At 63.9% G+C, this 14,811-nt stretch carries 16 protein-coding genes and 2 pseudogenes; 5 read left to right on the forward strand and 13 right to left on the reverse strand.

Annotated elements, in window-relative coordinates:
• Positions 1-384, reverse strand: a pseudogene (locus VN856_RS19710) (adenylate/guanylate cyclase domain-containing protein); the annotation flags it as partial.
• A 370-nt stretch (positions 385-754) separates the two neighbouring features.
• Between VN856_RS19710 and VN856_RS19715 the strand changes: the two are divergent.
• Positions 755-1,090: a LysM peptidoglycan-binding domain-containing protein gene (locus VN856_RS19715; protein WP_325692057.1), complete on the forward strand. Its 336-nt coding sequence runs from the start codon at positions 755-757 to the stop codon at positions 1,088-1,090.
• A gap of 186 nt (positions 1,091-1,276) precedes the next feature.
• Here VN856_RS19715 and VN856_RS19720 read toward each other — a convergent pair whose 3' ends face one another.
• The 6 genes from VN856_RS19720 to VN856_RS19745 all read right to left on the reverse strand — a co-directional run bounded on the left by VN856_RS19720 (position 1,277) and on the right by VN856_RS19745 (position 6,510).
• Entirely contained in the window at positions 1,277-1,840 is a 564-nt protein-coding gene (locus VN856_RS19720; protein WP_325692059.1) for a hypothetical protein, read from the reverse strand.
• 371 nt (positions 1,841-2,211) lie between these two features.
• Positions 2,212-2,652, reverse strand: a complete 441-nt coding sequence (locus tag VN856_RS19725; protein ID WP_325692061.1) for an SRPBCC family protein — start codon at positions 2,650-2,652, stop codon at positions 2,212-2,214.
• Positions 2,652-3,485, reverse strand: a complete 834-nt coding sequence (locus tag VN856_RS19730) for a lysophospholipid acyltransferase family protein (RefSeq protein WP_325692063.1) — start codon at positions 3,483-3,485, stop codon at positions 2,652-2,654. Before VN856_RS19730 ends, VN856_RS19725 begins: the two co-directional genes overlap by 1 nt.
• A gap of 18 nt (positions 3,486-3,503) precedes the next feature.
• Entirely contained in the window at positions 3,504-4,622 is a 1,119-nt protein-coding gene (locus VN856_RS19735) for an amidohydrolase family protein (RefSeq protein WP_325692065.1), read from the reverse strand.
• Positions 4,619-5,971, reverse strand: coding sequence for a glutamine synthetase family protein (locus tag VN856_RS19740; RefSeq protein WP_325692068.1), 1,353 nt, complete (start codon positions 5,969-5,971; stop codon positions 4,619-4,621). The genes VN856_RS19735 and VN856_RS19740 overlap by 4 nt, the downstream gene beginning before the upstream one ends.
• 44 nt (positions 5,972-6,015) lie before the next feature.
• On the reverse strand, positions 6,016-6,510 hold the full coding sequence (locus VN856_RS19745; protein ID WP_325692070.1) for a carboxymuconolactone decarboxylase family protein: 495 nt from the start codon (positions 6,508-6,510) through the stop codon (positions 6,016-6,018).
• Between the two features lie 522 nt (positions 6,511-7,032).
• Between VN856_RS19745 and VN856_RS19750 the strand changes: the two genes are divergently transcribed.
• On the forward strand, positions 7,033-7,758 hold the full coding sequence (locus tag VN856_RS19750; protein WP_325692072.1) for a hypothetical protein: 726 nt from the start codon (positions 7,033-7,035) through the stop codon (positions 7,756-7,758).
• Between the two features lie 67 nt (positions 7,759-7,825).
• Here the strand turns inward: VN856_RS19750 and VN856_RS19755 are convergent, their stop codons facing one another.
• Both VN856_RS19755 and bfr read right to left on the reverse strand, forming a co-directional pair.
• Positions 7,826-9,898 carry an MDR family MFS transporter gene (locus VN856_RS19755; protein ID WP_325692074.1) on the reverse strand — a complete coding sequence of 691 codons (2,073 nt, stop codon included), beginning with the start codon at positions 9,896-9,898 and terminating at the stop codon, positions 7,826-7,828.
• 19 nt (positions 9,899-9,917) lie between these two features.
• Positions 9,918-10,415 carry a bacterioferritin gene (gene bfr / locus VN856_RS19760; protein ID WP_325692076.1) on the reverse strand — a complete coding sequence of 166 codons (498 nt, stop codon included), beginning with the start codon at positions 10,413-10,415 and terminating at the stop codon, positions 9,918-9,920.
• A gap of 261 nt (positions 10,416-10,676) precedes the next feature.
• Here bfr and VN856_RS19765 point away from each other — a divergent pair, with 261 nt between their 5' ends.
• Positions 10,677-10,859, forward strand: coding sequence for a (2Fe-2S)-binding protein (locus VN856_RS19765; RefSeq protein ID WP_325692088.1), 183 nt, complete (start codon positions 10,677-10,679; stop codon positions 10,857-10,859).
• Between the two features lie 4 nt (positions 10,860-10,863).
• Here VN856_RS19765 and VN856_RS19770 read toward each other — a convergent pair whose 3' ends face one another.
• From VN856_RS19770 to VN856_RS19785, 4 genes are read right to left on the reverse strand one after another with little or no spacing between them, the layout of a single operon-like run.
• A complete protein-coding gene (locus VN856_RS19770; protein WP_325692078.1) occupies positions 10,864-11,622 on the reverse strand; it encodes an enoyl-CoA hydratase/isomerase family protein in 759 nt (252 codons plus the stop codon).
• Between the two features lie 10 nt (positions 11,623-11,632).
• A complete protein-coding gene (locus tag VN856_RS19775) occupies positions 11,633-12,331 on the reverse strand; it encodes a hypothetical protein (protein WP_325692080.1) in 699 nt (232 codons plus the stop codon).
• A gap of 9 nt (positions 12,332-12,340) precedes the next feature.
• Entirely contained in the window at positions 12,341-12,973 is a 633-nt protein-coding gene (locus tag VN856_RS19780) for a PaaI family thioesterase (protein ID WP_325692082.1), read from the reverse strand.
• A gap of 52 nt (positions 12,974-13,025) precedes the next feature.
• Positions 13,026-13,961, reverse strand: coding sequence for a hydrogen peroxide-inducible genes activator (locus VN856_RS19785; RefSeq protein ID WP_325692084.1), 936 nt, complete (start codon positions 13,959-13,961; stop codon positions 13,026-13,028).
• Between the two features lie 105 nt (positions 13,962-14,066).
• Between VN856_RS19785 and VN856_RS19790 the strand changes: the two genes are divergently transcribed.
• Positions 14,067-14,654, forward strand: coding sequence for a peroxiredoxin (locus VN856_RS19790; protein WP_325692086.1), 588 nt, complete (start codon positions 14,067-14,069; stop codon positions 14,652-14,654).
• Positions 14,654-14,811: pseudogene (locus VN856_RS19795) on the forward strand (alkyl hydroperoxide reductase); the annotation flags it as partial. The gene VN856_RS19790 and the pseudogene VN856_RS19795, both read left to right, overlap by 1 nt.

A 14,811-nucleotide genomic window follows, 5' to 3' on the forward strand; every position in this document is an offset into this window, starting at 1 on the left:
ACGAACTGGGACATCAAGCACAACAGCTGACGTCACCGCCAGGGGAAGGGCCGGAGAAAGTTCCGTAAGAGAGAGTCTTTGCCTGAGAACACTCAGCCCACGTAGCAAGCCGCCGGTCGCCAGCCCCATCCGCACCGGCAACCCCAGCGCCCGCTGCGCGGCCACCGCCGCATACACCGCCGAGTGCGGCGAGGCGAACGCAGCGCACACCCCGTCACCGGTGTGCTTGAACATAAGGCCGCCGTGTGCCTCGATCGCTTGACGTAGCACCTCGTCATGGGCGGCCAGCGCTACCCGCATGCCCTCCGCGTCGTCTTCCCACCGACGGGTCGAACCCTCAACGTCGGTGAACAAAAACGTCACAACACCCGAAGGAGCGGACATCTCTGCAGAATGTCACAACGAACCCAGGGTTGTGGGCTTCAAACGAGCTTCCGTTGGGCGGGTGATGGCGTCGGTGCTCGTCGTCGCTGGTCGTGTCTTCTTGAACCTGGTCGTCCTTGGCGCTGACGACGATGAGGTGCTGCTGTCTTGTGCGCAGAAAAACATAGCCGGTCAACACAATTCGTCAAATATTCGTCGCGGATCACAGCCCTGAGCCGAAGTGCGGTCCGCTCAATGGACCGGCCGATTGATGCGGTCGCGGCCCGCTGCTACGAAGAGGAAGTTGACGGGAATTGCTCCGGTCAATCACGAGGGATTCAACTACCAGCGGCGCGTCGTGCGGCGGTCGCGAGACACGAGGAGAACGAAAATGGGTACATACACGGTCCAGCCGGGCGACACGCTCTGGGGAATCGCACAGAGTCAATGCGGCGACGGAAGTGTTTGGCCAAAGATCTACCACGAAAATAGATGGCGTATTGGTAACAACCCAAACTTGATTCATCCCGGGCAGGTCCTTTACATCGACTGTCCTCCGCCGGGCGGCATCTGGTACACGGTGGAGCCGGGAGACAACCTGACACTGATCGCAGAGAAGGTCTGCGGAAATGAAAATTGGGAGAAGATCTACAACGAAAACAAAGTCGTCATCGGCGGCAATCCCAATCTGATTCATCCCGGGCAAGTGCTTCACATTGTCTGCTGAACCGATTCCCTTGAGCCCGGTGAGAAGTTAGCCGGGCCCGGCAGATGAACGAAACGCTCATCCCGGTGTAGATGGGATGATGCGAAAGCAGACCCCCCGGTTCACGAGACCGGGGGGTCTGTTCATGCGGAGGATGCGAGCAGCTGATCGCGCAATCGTTGTTCAGGTAACTGCTTCTCGCCCGCGTTAGAAGATTCCTCCTGAATTGTCTCCGGTGGGGTGAACCCTCTTCTGCTCTGCCACGAACATTTCTTCCTGCCAGCTGGCGAACGCCAATTTCTGCACAGCCACGGCCAATGCCTCACACGCCAACTGCATCGCCTCGTGCGGGTCGGTGGTCTGCTCCTCGAAGCTGGCGACGAGCGACGTGCAGTTCTTCAGCATGTCCTTCGCGGTATCGCCGCTGTTGCTCGCCTGGTAGTCCAAAACGAGCATGTCAACCTTGTCGGAGACCACCGCGATCCGCTGGTTCACCTTGTCTAGTGTCTCGGGATCAATGGGCTGCTCCAGCCCGCATGTGACGGTGGGTGTCATGTCTACCGGCTCCATTGCGCTTGTGCCGTCGTGGTGCCATGCGCCGTTGATTCGGCCCTCGATTGGGCCACCTAGTTGGATGGCCTGGTGCAGCGGTTCGCCGTCGAGAATGTGGTCCGCCGGTCGCGTGCAGTGGAAGGTGTGAAACGGACCCTCCGCCGGACAGATGTGACCACACAAGCCCGCGTCCTGAAGTTCTTTGTCGTACTCACTCATTATTTGTCTCCGATCATCAGCAAGCTCAGGTCGCAGCCAGACGGCCCATAGATCTGGATAGCGTTGCCGCTTTGGGGGTCGCCTTTTGGGACTTTGGTCAGGCGCGCGTCGTCGCGCAGGGTGCCGTGGCCGTAGCTTGAATCCAACGATATTACGGGTGATCGGGCCGACCTGATCACTGACCGGCGCCCGATGTGATGCATCACACCGGGTCCGACTTCCAGGGAGTCAGGAGCAATTTGCTCGTTTTCCCAGGTCACAGCACGCGCCTGCGCCGATTCAGGGAAAGACCATGGGACATGGGGGTGGCCAGTCGAACCAGTGGGAGCTCTCGTCCATAGGCGCGAATCCGGGTCACGAAGCTGATCCAGTCAGCCGCTGGACTCGGCAAGTCGCTTGAGCCGCCTGAGGGTATCGGCCGCGATGCGACCCACCTGGCCCACCGCGACACGGTCAGCGATATATCCCCAAATCCCACCGGGCGCCTGGTACGACAGCCGGAACGTCACCTTGGTCTGGCCATCCCTCGCATCGCGCAACCGGATCCGGCCGCGCAGCGTCACGCCGGTGATGCCGACCCATGCCAGATCCCGTCGGTCGTCGAACTCCACCACTTCCATCAGCCCGCCGACCGGCACCGAGCCGACCTTCCAGTGGACGAGGTAGCGGGCGCCGACACCCAGCGGCCGATCGTTGGCGCTCTCCCAACGCTCCAGGCGTGTCATGAACGACGGGTAGCTGTCCGGATCGCTGACGATTTTCCAGACCGCGTCGCGGTCGGCATTGATGACGTTGCGGCGTTCGACGCGCATCAGCCGAGCACCGGGAAGCGCCGTCGGGCAGCAAGACGGTCGACACCGGCTTGCAGGCTGGCCGTCACTTTGTCGTGCACCGCCTGGTCATCGCCGTCGACATCGATGGGATGCTGCACTTCGATGGCGATCTTGGTGGGCAGCGGGATGTGGCCGGCCAGGTCACTGACATTCAGACCCCATGGCAGCGCGATAGAGATCGGAATACTCTTGAGCCGCAACAATTTATCTGCCATCAGTAACTTGGCTAGCCACTGCCCGCGGGACAGGAACAACGCGGCTTCCTGGCCGCCGACACTGGCCACCGGCACAATGGGCACGCCGGCTTCGCGCGCCAGCTTCACGTAGCCCATGCGGCCGTCGAAATCGACCTTGTGCCGTTCCCAGGATGGCCGGAAGACCTCGTAGTCCCCGCCGGGGTAAACCAGCAATGCGGCTCCGGACTCCAACGCCAATCGCGCGTTGTCGGGGTTGGCCGCGACGGTGCCGAATTTGCGCAGCCAGCCCAGCGGCGGCGCCGAGACGACGAGGTTGTGTGCCAGCTGATAGAACGGACGCTCCACACCGAAGTAGGAGCAGAACGCCAGCGTGAAGACGAAGGTGTCGGGCGGGACATTGCCCCCGCTGTGGTTGCCGACCAGCAGCACCGGGCCCTCGGCGGGAATGCGGTCGAGGTGCTGCACGTCGGCCCGGAAATACAACGAGGCCAGTAGCCATGTTCGGGGCAGTTGGTCACGGATGTAGTCGGGGTCCCGTTGGTCCAGATCGGCCTTTGGGACCCGCGATGCGACTTGCTCCCGCACCCAATCCTTGAGGTCGCCCAACGTCGCCATAGCCGGTCTATACCCGATTCATGCATCGCCCAACCGATAGATGCGGGCGGCGTTACGGTGGGCGATGAGGTCGACGACGCGCATCGCGTCGCTCACACTCCAGTCGCCGGCATCCACGAATCCGCTCAGCACTCGCTTAATGCCATTGCGCCACAACGTGGTACCAAGATAGTGCAACTCGGCCGGGCCGAATCCGTCCGAGGAGTAGACGATTTTGCGGAACGGCGCCAGCTCCAGCAGTCGGGCGATGAATGCCGGTGACCGCGCCCCCAGGTGGTTGATGCCCAGACCGCCGTCCAGGTACACGTTGTTGAACGCTTGGGCAAGATAGCCGGCCTCCCGCTCGTAGGGATAGCAGTGCAGCAGCACGATCGGGGTATCGCCGGACTGCCGCAGAAAGTCGAGCAGTAGCAGCGGGTTGGCCTTGTGCAGATCGCATTCCCGGTCGCCGAAACCCACATGGAATTGCAGTGGCTTGCCCACCCGCAGAGCCTGATGCAGACCGAACCGCAGCAGTACTCGATCGGTGAGGCGGCGACCGCCGTCGTCACGCCATCGGGCGGCCGCCGCAGCGACCTCGGCCGCCGACGGCTCGGTCAGGTCGCCGTCGAAGCCGCCGCGGTAAGCCACGACGGACTTGGTGCCGACGGCCGTCCTCATGCGGCGCCTCAGGATTTGTTCGAATACTGACGCGTAGTCACCTGGGGAATCCGCGGCCTGTTCGGCCACCTGTTCGAGGCGGACCACCTCATGGGCGCGGTTCGCGGACACCTCGGCGACCTGCGCCACCTCCGCGACGCCGTCGGCGTAGCCGGTGTCGATCAACCAATCGCTGACGCCCGCCGCGCTCAGAAAGATCCGCGCCAACCCGGCTTCGGTGTGCTGGTTGCGGCGTTCCCAATAGTCCTGCGGCTCAGCGTGTGGAGGGAGACCGAGCAACGGTGCGCAGTGTGCGCGCACAGCGAAGCCCAGTTGCGTGTCGAATCCCGAATCGAAGTCGGCGAGCGGCTCGACGTTGGCCTCGTTGAGAGCATTCTCAAACCGCGACCTATCCCCCGCTGACAGCCAGCAGCCGTGCGCATGCTGGTCGATCAACGGAACGCCGGCGATATGTTCCGCCAGAGCCGACACCGTCATACGCTCCAAGCCATCCGGAACTTATCGGCCAATTGTTCGCGGTTGAGGTGGGCGTAATGCTCCTGCTCGAAGCGCCGCACTGCGACCACGACGTCGACGGCCGGATCGCCGAGAATGCTGCGCAGGCGTTGCGAATTATCCAGTGCCGCAATGGTGTGCGCCTGCACGGTAGACAGCCGGGCAATGCCGGCGCGATTGCGCTCCGCGTCGCTCAGTGCTGCCGGGTCGACCTTCGTCTCGGCGGGCAGCACGGCTTTCTGCGTGATGCCGTCCAGCGCCAGACCCAGGATGGTGGCTGTCGCGAAATACGGGTTGGCCGACGGATCGACGACCTTGACCTCGAGGTTGCCGCCGTAGGGGTTGCCGGGCCCGCCGACGACGAAGCGCAGGGCCGCTTCTCGATTCTCAGTGCCCCAGCAGACGTAGGCGCCGGCCCAATTTCCGGGTTGCAGTCGCAACCCGGACACAATCGACCCGCACAGCATCCCCTGCGCCTCCGGCAGCCCCTGCAATAATCCCGCGACCGCGCTTTCACCCTTGCTCGTCATGCCGTGAACACCCGCGCCTTCGGAGAACAGCGGGCCGGTTGAGTTCGTCAGCGAGAAGTGTTGATGAGCACCGCATCCGGCACTGCCGACGAATGGCACTGGTGACAGGCTGACTCGCACGCCGTAGCGCCGCGCGATGCGGCCGATGATGATTCGGGTCAGCACCAGCTGGTCGACCGCCGCGACTGGTGATTGCGGTGTCAGCGAGATCTCGAATTGATTGGCCCCGTACTCGGGGTGGAACTGCTCGATCGCGACACCGGACACTGACGTCGCCGCGATGACGTCGCGAACGAATGCCTCGTGTTCGAGTACACCGGCCAGTCCGTACTGGGCCCATTCGGTCGATGGCAGTTGGTGGCCGTCCGGCTGGACTAGCAAGAACTCGAGCTCGTGACCGACCAGAGCGTCGATTCCAGCTTCGGCGAGGACCGCCTCGACCCGAATCAGGGTGCCGCGGCTGCAGGCCGGAACCGGTGTACCGTCCTGCTCGAAGAATGAGCCGGGCGCCCAGGCTAGTCCGTCGCCGAGAATCCGCATGGCGGACAAGTCAATTCGAATACGCTCATCACCTATTACCCCGATGTGTTCGGTGAACGCGATGCCGGTCTGGTCGATGGCAAAGCCGTGCCACACCCGACTGGCCCCCAGGCCCGGATCGGCGAAGGCGTTGGTCCGGCGGATCGGCACACTCTTGGCCTGGGTGAGGCCGGCCGGGTTGATCACCGTGCCGATGACCGCGTCAACCCCTTCGCCCTCGAGTTGGGCGATGGCCGCGGCGGCGAGCGGTGTGGTCGTCATCTGCCGGGGAGCGGGAGTGGGCCGCGGCTAGCAGACTCGGTGGTTCATACCCGGCTCGGCAAGGTCAGCTGGCAGGACTGGCCGATGTCTAGCGTCCGAAGAACCCGTCCCATGCCGATCCATAGCGCGCACGACAGCGCCAGGTCGGCGAGCAGCTCCTCGGAAAAGTGTTCGTTGGCGCGGGCCCAGAAATCCTCGTCGTCGCGCAGCACGGTGTGTTCGGTGGCGAACCGGTGGGCGAACTCGGCGGCCACCCGCTCCTGGTCGCTGTATCCGGGCCAGGTGCGCCACTCGCGAGCGTGGTCGTAGAGCTCTTCGTCGACACCGGCGGCGGGCCCGTCGGCGTCGCGGGTGTTGACGCACACTTCGCATTCGTTTTCGTGAGCGATGACGGTCCGCGCGAGTTCGCGGGTCCGCATCGGCAACCGGTTCTTGCTGTAGACGGCGTTGGCGAACGCGCCGATTGCGCTGCCGAGTTCGGGGGACTTCAAAACCCAGCCGGCGAGGTCGTCATCAGCGAATGTTCCGATTCGGCTCATGGCGAGATGGTACGCCTCCGGCTGGCGTGTCCCGCAACCCCGAAACGCTTCGAAGCACTCGTCGAGTCGCAACGTTATCGGCCATTCTGGTCACGTCGAATAATAAATTGCGCCACTTTCCCGATACCTTAACGTTAGATATGCGTCGAATTCTATTTGATTTCTAGACATGTACGGAGTGCCGCGCCCACGGGTCGGACGGAACCCTGCACAGCGCATCGCTAATTGCGGGCCTGGAAGCTACTTCGACCGAAACCTGTTGCGCGGCAACGTGGCCCCTGCGCACTCCGGCGATGAGCGATGTTGGTGCGCCCCGCTACCAACTCCCACGATTTCCCTGAACGCAACCTAAGTGCTCACTAATAGAAACTCAGGCGCATACATAAATTAAGACCTTCTGAGATAGGCTCGGGCGGTCGGCGATCCGTCGGGGTTGGGCACAAAAACTCACGCGCGGGACGCCGGTATTGGGCTGTAACCCAATGCGCATCCATCGCCACATACCCGGATTGGACACTCGACATGAGTCGCAACGCTCGCCGCATAGCGTTAAGTCTTGGCACGGCCGCCGGCGCCGCCCTTGTTGCCGCGTCGATCAGCATGGGCACCGCACCCGTAGCTGGCGCCGACGTCCTAGGCGCGGATGCGGTCAGCGACTTGATCGGGGCATCCGACGTGCAGGCGCTGGCCGCGGCGGGCGTTTCCAACACCATGGCATTCAGCTATTTGATCGAGGCGTTCGACCCCGAGGCGTTCAGCGCCACGGGTGCACCGACTGACCCGCTTGGCGAGCTGGGCTACTTCACCGACACCTACTTCTTGGGGCCCACCGGGCTTGATGCCGAGCTCGCCCCGCTCGTTCAAGAGCTGGTGGGCACGATCTCGTCCGCACCCCCTCCGGTCGAGCAGGACGCGATCAGCGCCTTGGTCGGGGCTTTGGACCCGAACGCCTTTAGCCCCACGGGTGTCCCGGTTGACCCGTTTGGCCTGCTGGCTTACTACACCGACAACTACCTGTTGGCGCCCACCGGCCTCGATAACCTGATCTACCCGTTCGTTCAGGAAATCATCGCTTCGTTGCCGTCCAGCGCCGCAAGTGTCGGTGTGGATCCGGTCAGCGACTTGGTTGCGGCACTCGACCCCAGCGCGTTCACCGCCGGCCTTGCCGACCTGACGGCGCCCACCGCCGCTGGCCTGGTCGACCCGGTCATCGACGGCTTGCTGAATTCGGGCCTGTCCCTCTTCTGATGCGTTATCTGACTGGCGTGGCCGACCGGCCCCGCCAGCCAGTCGCGGCCAGCGGTACGCCGGAAGCTCATCGTGAAAGCCCGAGCGGAAGTCTCTGGGTAGCGAGCTGGGATGGCTCGTCCCAGTCCGGTTGCGCGACGATCCGGTGAGTGATCCGGTTGAGCGCAGCCTCGACTTGAGCCCGGTCGGGGCGGCCCTGGAAATTCGGTGAGCGGGTGAGTTTGTCGATGATCCAGCCCTGTAGTAGCGACGAGACGAAGTCGACTTCCCGCGTACCGGCCGGGGTGAGCCAAAACCGGTCGATGTCTCGTTGTGCGTAGCCGCCGCGGACCAGGCGATCGAAGGTGGGTTCGAGGACCTCGTAAGGAATCCCGAACTGCTCTGCGATGTCGGTGATCCGGGCGATCCCCAAAGCCTGCTGATGCCGATTGATACGTAACAACGTCCACAACTCGGCGACGTCGAGCCGGCAGTCGGGCCGCATGGCGATGCTGCGCAACCGCATACCGGGTTCGCCACGCATCAGGCGCCCGATCGCGGTTTCCAACATGTCCTCGGAAGTCTGCGTGGTCGGCATCGCGAATCCGTCACCCAGGTCGGTGGCGTTGGTGCCGATATCGCGCAGCGGAACCTCGCGGAGGAACAGCGCCAAGGTGAAGCCGACGAGCGCGACCGGGACCGCCCACAAGAACACCTGGGTGAGCGACGCCGCGTAGGCGCTGACGATCGGCGCGGCGACCGCGCGTGGCAGCCGGTGCAGCGCCTCAGGCGAATTCGCCGCTGCCGGTGATGCGCCGCTCGCCGCCAACGCCGCCCCGATCCGGCTGTGCAGAAAATTCGTGAACAGCGAGCCGAAGATCGCCGCACCGAAAGAACTGCCGATCGTGCGGAAGAACGTCACCCCCGACGTGGCGACGCCGAGGTCTTCGAAATTCGACGTGTTCTGCACGATCAGCACCAGCACCTGCATGCACGACCCGATACCGGCGCCGAGGATGAACAGGTAAACCGATTGCAGCAGTGCCGATGTGGACGGGTCCATCCGGGACATCAGAAAAAAGGCAAGGGCCATCACCGCCGTTCCGGCGACGGGAAAGATCTTGTACCGCCCCGTTCGGCCGACCAGGACACCGCTGCCGATTGACGTCGAGAGCATCCCGGCGACCATCGGCAGCGTGCGCAGCCCCGATGTCGTCGCAGAGACCCCGTCGACGAACTGCATGTAGGTCGGCAAGAAGGTCAGCGCGCCCAGCATCGCGAAGCCGACCACGAACGACAGCACGCAGCACACCGTGAAAACCGGATTGGCGAACAGTCGCGTCGGCAGGATTGGCGCGGATTCCGGCCCAGATGACCGGCTTTCGACCCAGACAAAGATGCACAGCGCGGCCGCGGACGCGGCGAACAGACCGATGATCGTCGGCGAGTTCCACGGATAGGTGGTGCCACCCCAGCTGGTGGCCAGGGTCAGGCCGGTCGCGCCCAGGCCGACGAACAGGATTCCGGCGTAGTCGATGACCGGCTTCCCGCGGGTGGCCAGCGACGGGATCGCCGCGGCCGCAACGAAGAAGACGACGATCGAGACCGGCACGTTGACCCAGAACGCCCACCGCCAGGTCAGGTGGTCGGTGAAATAGCCGCCCAGCAGCGGGCCGATCACCGTGGTCACCCCAAACACCGCGCCCAGCGCGCCCTGATAGCGGCCGCGATCCCGTAGTGGAATGACCTCGCCGATCAGCGCGGTGGCCGTGACTGTGATGGCACCGCCGCCGATCCCCTGCAGCGCACGGGCGCCGACCAACATCGCCATCGACTGCGAGAGCCCACACAACACCGATCCCGCGACAAAGAACATCACGGCCGCCTGGAATATCGTTTTGCGGCCGAACAGATCTCCGAGCCGGCCGACCAGCGCAGTGATGATCGTCGAGGCGAGCAGGTAGCTGGTGACGACCCACGACTGATGGCCCGCCCCACCCAGATCGGCGACGATCGTGGGCAACGCGGTGGCGACGATGGTTTGGTCCAGGGCCGCCAGCAGCATGCCCAGCACGATCGCCAGGAAGACGAAATTCCGGCGCTGCGGGCTGACCAGTACGCCGCTGCTGTCGGGGTCTGAGGTCGTCTGCGCTTTCGTCATACGCAGCTGCTATACCCGCTCAGTCGCCGGCCTGACCCGTCGTCGGCGGACGCGACACACACTGAGCCGAGTACAGCTCTTCGCCGAGCTTGTCCATCAGCTGCAGCTGCGTCTCCAAGTAGTCGACGTGGTTTTCCTCGTCGGCGATGATGCCTTCGAGCAGGAACGCGCTGGTCGAATCCTGCTTCTCGCGGCACATGATGACACCCGGCTTGAGCCGGTTCAGCACGTCGTATTCGATCGCCAGGTCGGCCTCGAACTGCTCGCGGAGCGTCTGACCGATGCGCAACGAGAACAGCCGTTGGTAGTTCGGCAGCCCGTCCAATAGCAGAATGCGGTCGGTGATCGCCTCGGCGTGCCGCATCTCATCGAACGATTCAGCACGGGTGTGGCCCGCCAACTCGGTGAAGCCCCAGTTCTCCTGCATCTTGGAGTGCAGAAAGTACTGATTGATCGCGGTGAGTTCACTGGTCAGTTGTTCATTCAGAAGGCGCAAAACATCGGGATCACCTTGCATGATCGCTCCTCAACTCTCCCCTGGCACGGTTGTCGACTCGCGGCGATTGACGGTGAAGTTGGGCTGGAACGCCACCGCCTGCCGAGGACAAATCTAGTCCAGACTACAGACATCGGCGTGCTGATTCGGGCGGCGATTTCACTAAAAGTGCTGGTCAAAGCCTTACCTAAGTAAGGATAGCCTTCGCGAATGAAGTTAGGTTAGACTTGCCTACATGCAGGCTGAGTGGTCATCGAAGACCCTGAATTCAGGGGTTCGCTGATGTACGTGTGCCTCTGCGAGGGAGTCACCAGTCAGACCGTCTCGGATGCGGTCGCCAGCGGTGCATCGACGTCCAAAGAGGTCGCCGCGAGATGCGGAGCGGGGTTGGACTGCGGCCGTTGCCGGCGCACGGTGCGGGCGATCATCGAGGCCGCCGCCCAGCTGCAGCCCACCGGTTCCTGAGTAGTCAGCTACCCCGCTTGGCGGTGAAATCCGCCAGGGCCGCGGCGTTGGCCTGCCCGCCCAAAAGCTTTGCGAAATGCGCATTTTCGCGTTCGGTCGCCGCGGCGATGTTGGGGCGCGTGGGTTCGACGATGGATTGCTTCACCGCGATCAGGCTCGGAATCGGCCGGGAGGCCAGGATTTCGGCGTGTCTGCGAGCCTCGGCGAGCAGGTCCTCCGGTTCGCAGACCTTCCACACCATGCCCATCGCCAACGCTTCGTGCGCGCTCACCCACTCCGAGGACAACAGCAGCCAGGCGGCGTTTTGGCGGCCGATCAACTGCGGCAGCAGATACGACGACGCTGCCTCCGGTGCCACGCCCAAGCTGGTGAAGGGGCACTTCAGCCGCGCGGTCGTAGACATGAACGCCAGGTCCGCGTAACCCAGGATGGTGGTGCCGATCCCCACACCGACGCCGTTGACGGCGCAGATCAGCGGTTTGGGGAACCGGGTCAGCGCGTCGATCATCGTGGTGAAATGCGATCCCTGATTGGCCATTTCGGGGTCGGTGATGCGCGCCTGCATCTCGTTGAGGTCGTTGCCGGCGCTGAAGGCGCGTCCGGCACCGGTTAACAGCACGACGGCGACGTCGGGGTCTTCGGCTGCCGCCTGCAGTGCCTCGCCGGTGGCTTGGTACAGCGCCTCGTTGAACGCGTTGAGCACATCGGGCCGGTTCAGGGTGAGCGTGCGGACCCGGTTCTGATCGTCGACCTGGAGTATCACGGGTGTCTCCTCAACTGTGGAAGGGCGTCTTCAGCACATAGCGACTGGTCGGCACGGTGTCGATGTTCTCGTTTGCGCCGAACGCCGATGTGCTGGCGACCATTCGGGACAATCGGTGCTGCAGGTCGGCGTCGTCGGCCGCGCCGAAGAAGGCCTTCAGGTCGGTGATCGCCTCGGCCGGGAACAGCTCTTCGACGATGCCTGCCAACGGCAGGGCATTCGGAGTCAGCGCACGCACAACAGCGTTCTGGGTGTAACCGAAGGTGGACTGAGTCTCGATCGCCACCGGCGTGTGGTCATGCTGCCAGCGCTGCAGCCAACTCGCCTGGTCCAGCTCGGCCGGTCGGCGCAGCAACGCCACGTTAGCCAAACCCGTTGTACGGCTGCCTAGTTCGAGGGGTGCTTGTAGCGGGATCGACTCGGTGACCAGATAGGCCGCGAGTTGATCGCACTCATCCGCCAGCAGCTGCAGCGCCGCCGCCGTCTGATCCCCGTAGCACTGTTGGGTCCACATGCTCACCACGGCGGCCGCGGGTGGGTCGAGCGTAGTCAGTGTCATCAGCGAATGAGTCACCGCCGCATCGCGGACGTTGACGGTCAGCCCGGCGACGCCGAGCGCAAGGATCGCGTCCGCGACGGATCCCCGCTGCCGTTGACACCAATCCTCGTCACGATCGGCGGCCATGAGTACCGCGACTACCTTCTCCATAACCGAAACCTATTCCGAGCCGTCGCGCGCCCAGCGCGGTTGGATGAATACACCTTCGGCCTGCACGGTGATTCCCTCGTCGTCGGCGAGGTGGCCGACGGCGTAGGTCTTGACGCCCTCTGTGTGGGTGGTCGTGGCTTCGGCGTGTAGCCGGCCCAGGCGGGTGGCCCGCACATAGCGGAAGCTGATCGTCCCGGTCAGGCGTGGATTGATGCCATCGCTGGCCGCCTCCCCCAGCAGGTGGTCGAGCACGAGTGCGGCCACACCGCCATGGACATGGCCGGGCGGCCCCTCGTACGCGGCGCCGAGATGGAAGTCGCACACGGATTTACCCGTGGCGTCGCGACTGATCTCCACCGGCGGCGCAATCGGATTGCGCAGCCCGACGACAGCGTTTCCCCACGCCATCCGCTCGCCGCTGGCGAGATAGCGCACGCCGAAGCTGCCATCGGTCTGCTTTTGGCGCAAACGCGCGGTGGCCGAGTCGATCTCGGCCTTGGCCGCCGCGACCGCATCGGCGTCCATCTCGGTTCTGACCGTTGCGTCGATCAACGCCCGGACGGATTCAGCCAACGGGCCATAGACAGCCCGCAGCCGTTCGACCTCCTCGGAGCTGATGTTCTCCAACGTGAAGTCCAGCATCAGCCGAAACTAGAACACGTTCACTTCGGGCGGAGTGTTGGGGTCGCCGTCGCTATCCCGCAGGGCGTACTTGCTGGTCGTCAGCGAGTAGTTCGCCGATCAGCCCGGCGAGTTGTCGATACGGCCCTTCGCGCCCGCTGGACGACCGGAATACCAACCCGATGCGCCGTCCGGGCCGAGGCGCGGCGAAGTAGGCCAGTTCGAGGCGGCTACGGGCAGTTTCCACCGGCACGGCACTCTGCGGGATCAACGTCACGCCCAGCCCGCCGGCCACGCACTGGACCGCCGTGGCCAGCGACGCCGCCCGGGTGTTGGCGAGTTCGGCGCGCACGCCCGCCGTGCGGCAGACGTCGAGTGCCTGGTCGCGCAGGCAGTGGCCCTCGTCGAGAAGCAGCAGCGGCAGCTCGGCCAGCGCGGTCGGCGGCACTCGGCTCTTGCCGGCCAGCGGATGCCCCGGCGGCAGAGCGAGCACGAAATCTTCGTTATAAATCGGGATTTCGGTGATACCGCTGGCTTCGGCGGGCAGCGCGATCAGCGCCGCGTCCACCGAGCCTTCACGCAGCCCGGTCAGTAGCCGTTCGGTCTGGTCCTCGATCACCCGCAAGGCGAGTCCGGGCAGCCGACCGGCCAGCCCGGCCAGCAGTGTGGGCAGCACATAGGGTGCCACCGTCGGGATCAGGCCCAGCCGGATGGTGCCCAGCAGCGGGTCTGCGGACCCGGCGGCCGCGGCGGTGAAGGCCGTCGTTGCCTCGATCACCGCTTGGGCTTGCGGTAACAGTGCCCTCCCCTCACTTGTCAGGAAAACTCGGCGCGTCGACCGCTCGACGAGTTGGACCCCGAGACCGGCCTCCAGTGCCGACAGCGCCTGCGAAAGTGTCGACTGGCTGACACCGAGAGTTGTTGCAGCACTGCCGAAGTGCTGCTTTTCGGCAACGGCGACGAAGGCTCGGAGCCCGGCGATCGTCGGCTGATAACTCTTATCGGTCATACCGATCAGTATAGTGGGAAAGATCACCTTTCATTCAAAGTGCGGTTACGGCAGGATGGTGGCAGTGGATTTCTGGACTAAATCCAATTTGAGTGGAGGAGCGACATGGCATTGCTGACTATTGGTGACCAGTTCCCGGCCTACCGGCTCACGGCGTTGATCGGTGGCGACCTCTCGAAGGTCGACGCACAACAGCCCGAGGATTACTTCACCACGATCTCCAGTAGCGACTTCGAAGGCAAGTGGCGGGTAATTTTCTTCTGGCCGAAGGACTTCACCTTCGTGTGCCCGACCGAAATCGCCGCCTTCGGCAAGCTGAACGACGAATTCATCGACCGCGACACCCAGGTGCTCGGCGCCTCGGTCGACAACGAGTTCGTGCACTTTCAGTGGCGCGCACAGCATGACGACCTGAAGAAGCTACCGTTCCCGATGCTTTCGGACCTCAAGCGCGAACTTGCGGAAGCCACCGGGGCGCTCAACAACGAGGGTGTGGCCGACCGCGTCACGTTCATCGTCGACCCCAACAACGAAATCCAATTCGTCTCGGTGACCGCCGGTTCGGTGGGTCGCAATGTCGACGAGGTGCTCCGCGTGCTCGACGCCCTGCAGTCCGACGAGTTGTGCGCATGCAACTGGCGCAAGGGCGACCCCACGATCGACGCCGGCGAAGAGTTGAGGAAGTCAGCCTGATGAGTGTCGACAACCTCAAAGAAGCACTGCCCGACTACGCCAAGGACCTCAAGCTCAATCTGGGTTCGATCAGTCGCAGCACGGTGTTGAACGAAGAACAGCTGTGGGGCACGTTGCTGGCCAGTGCCGCCGCGACGCGGAATACCCAGGTGCTGGC

The sequence above is a fragment of the Mycobacterium sp. genome, from assembly GCF_035603715.1.
Taxonomy (GTDB): Bacteria; Actinomycetota; Actinomycetes; order Mycobacteriales; family Mycobacteriaceae; genus Mycobacterium.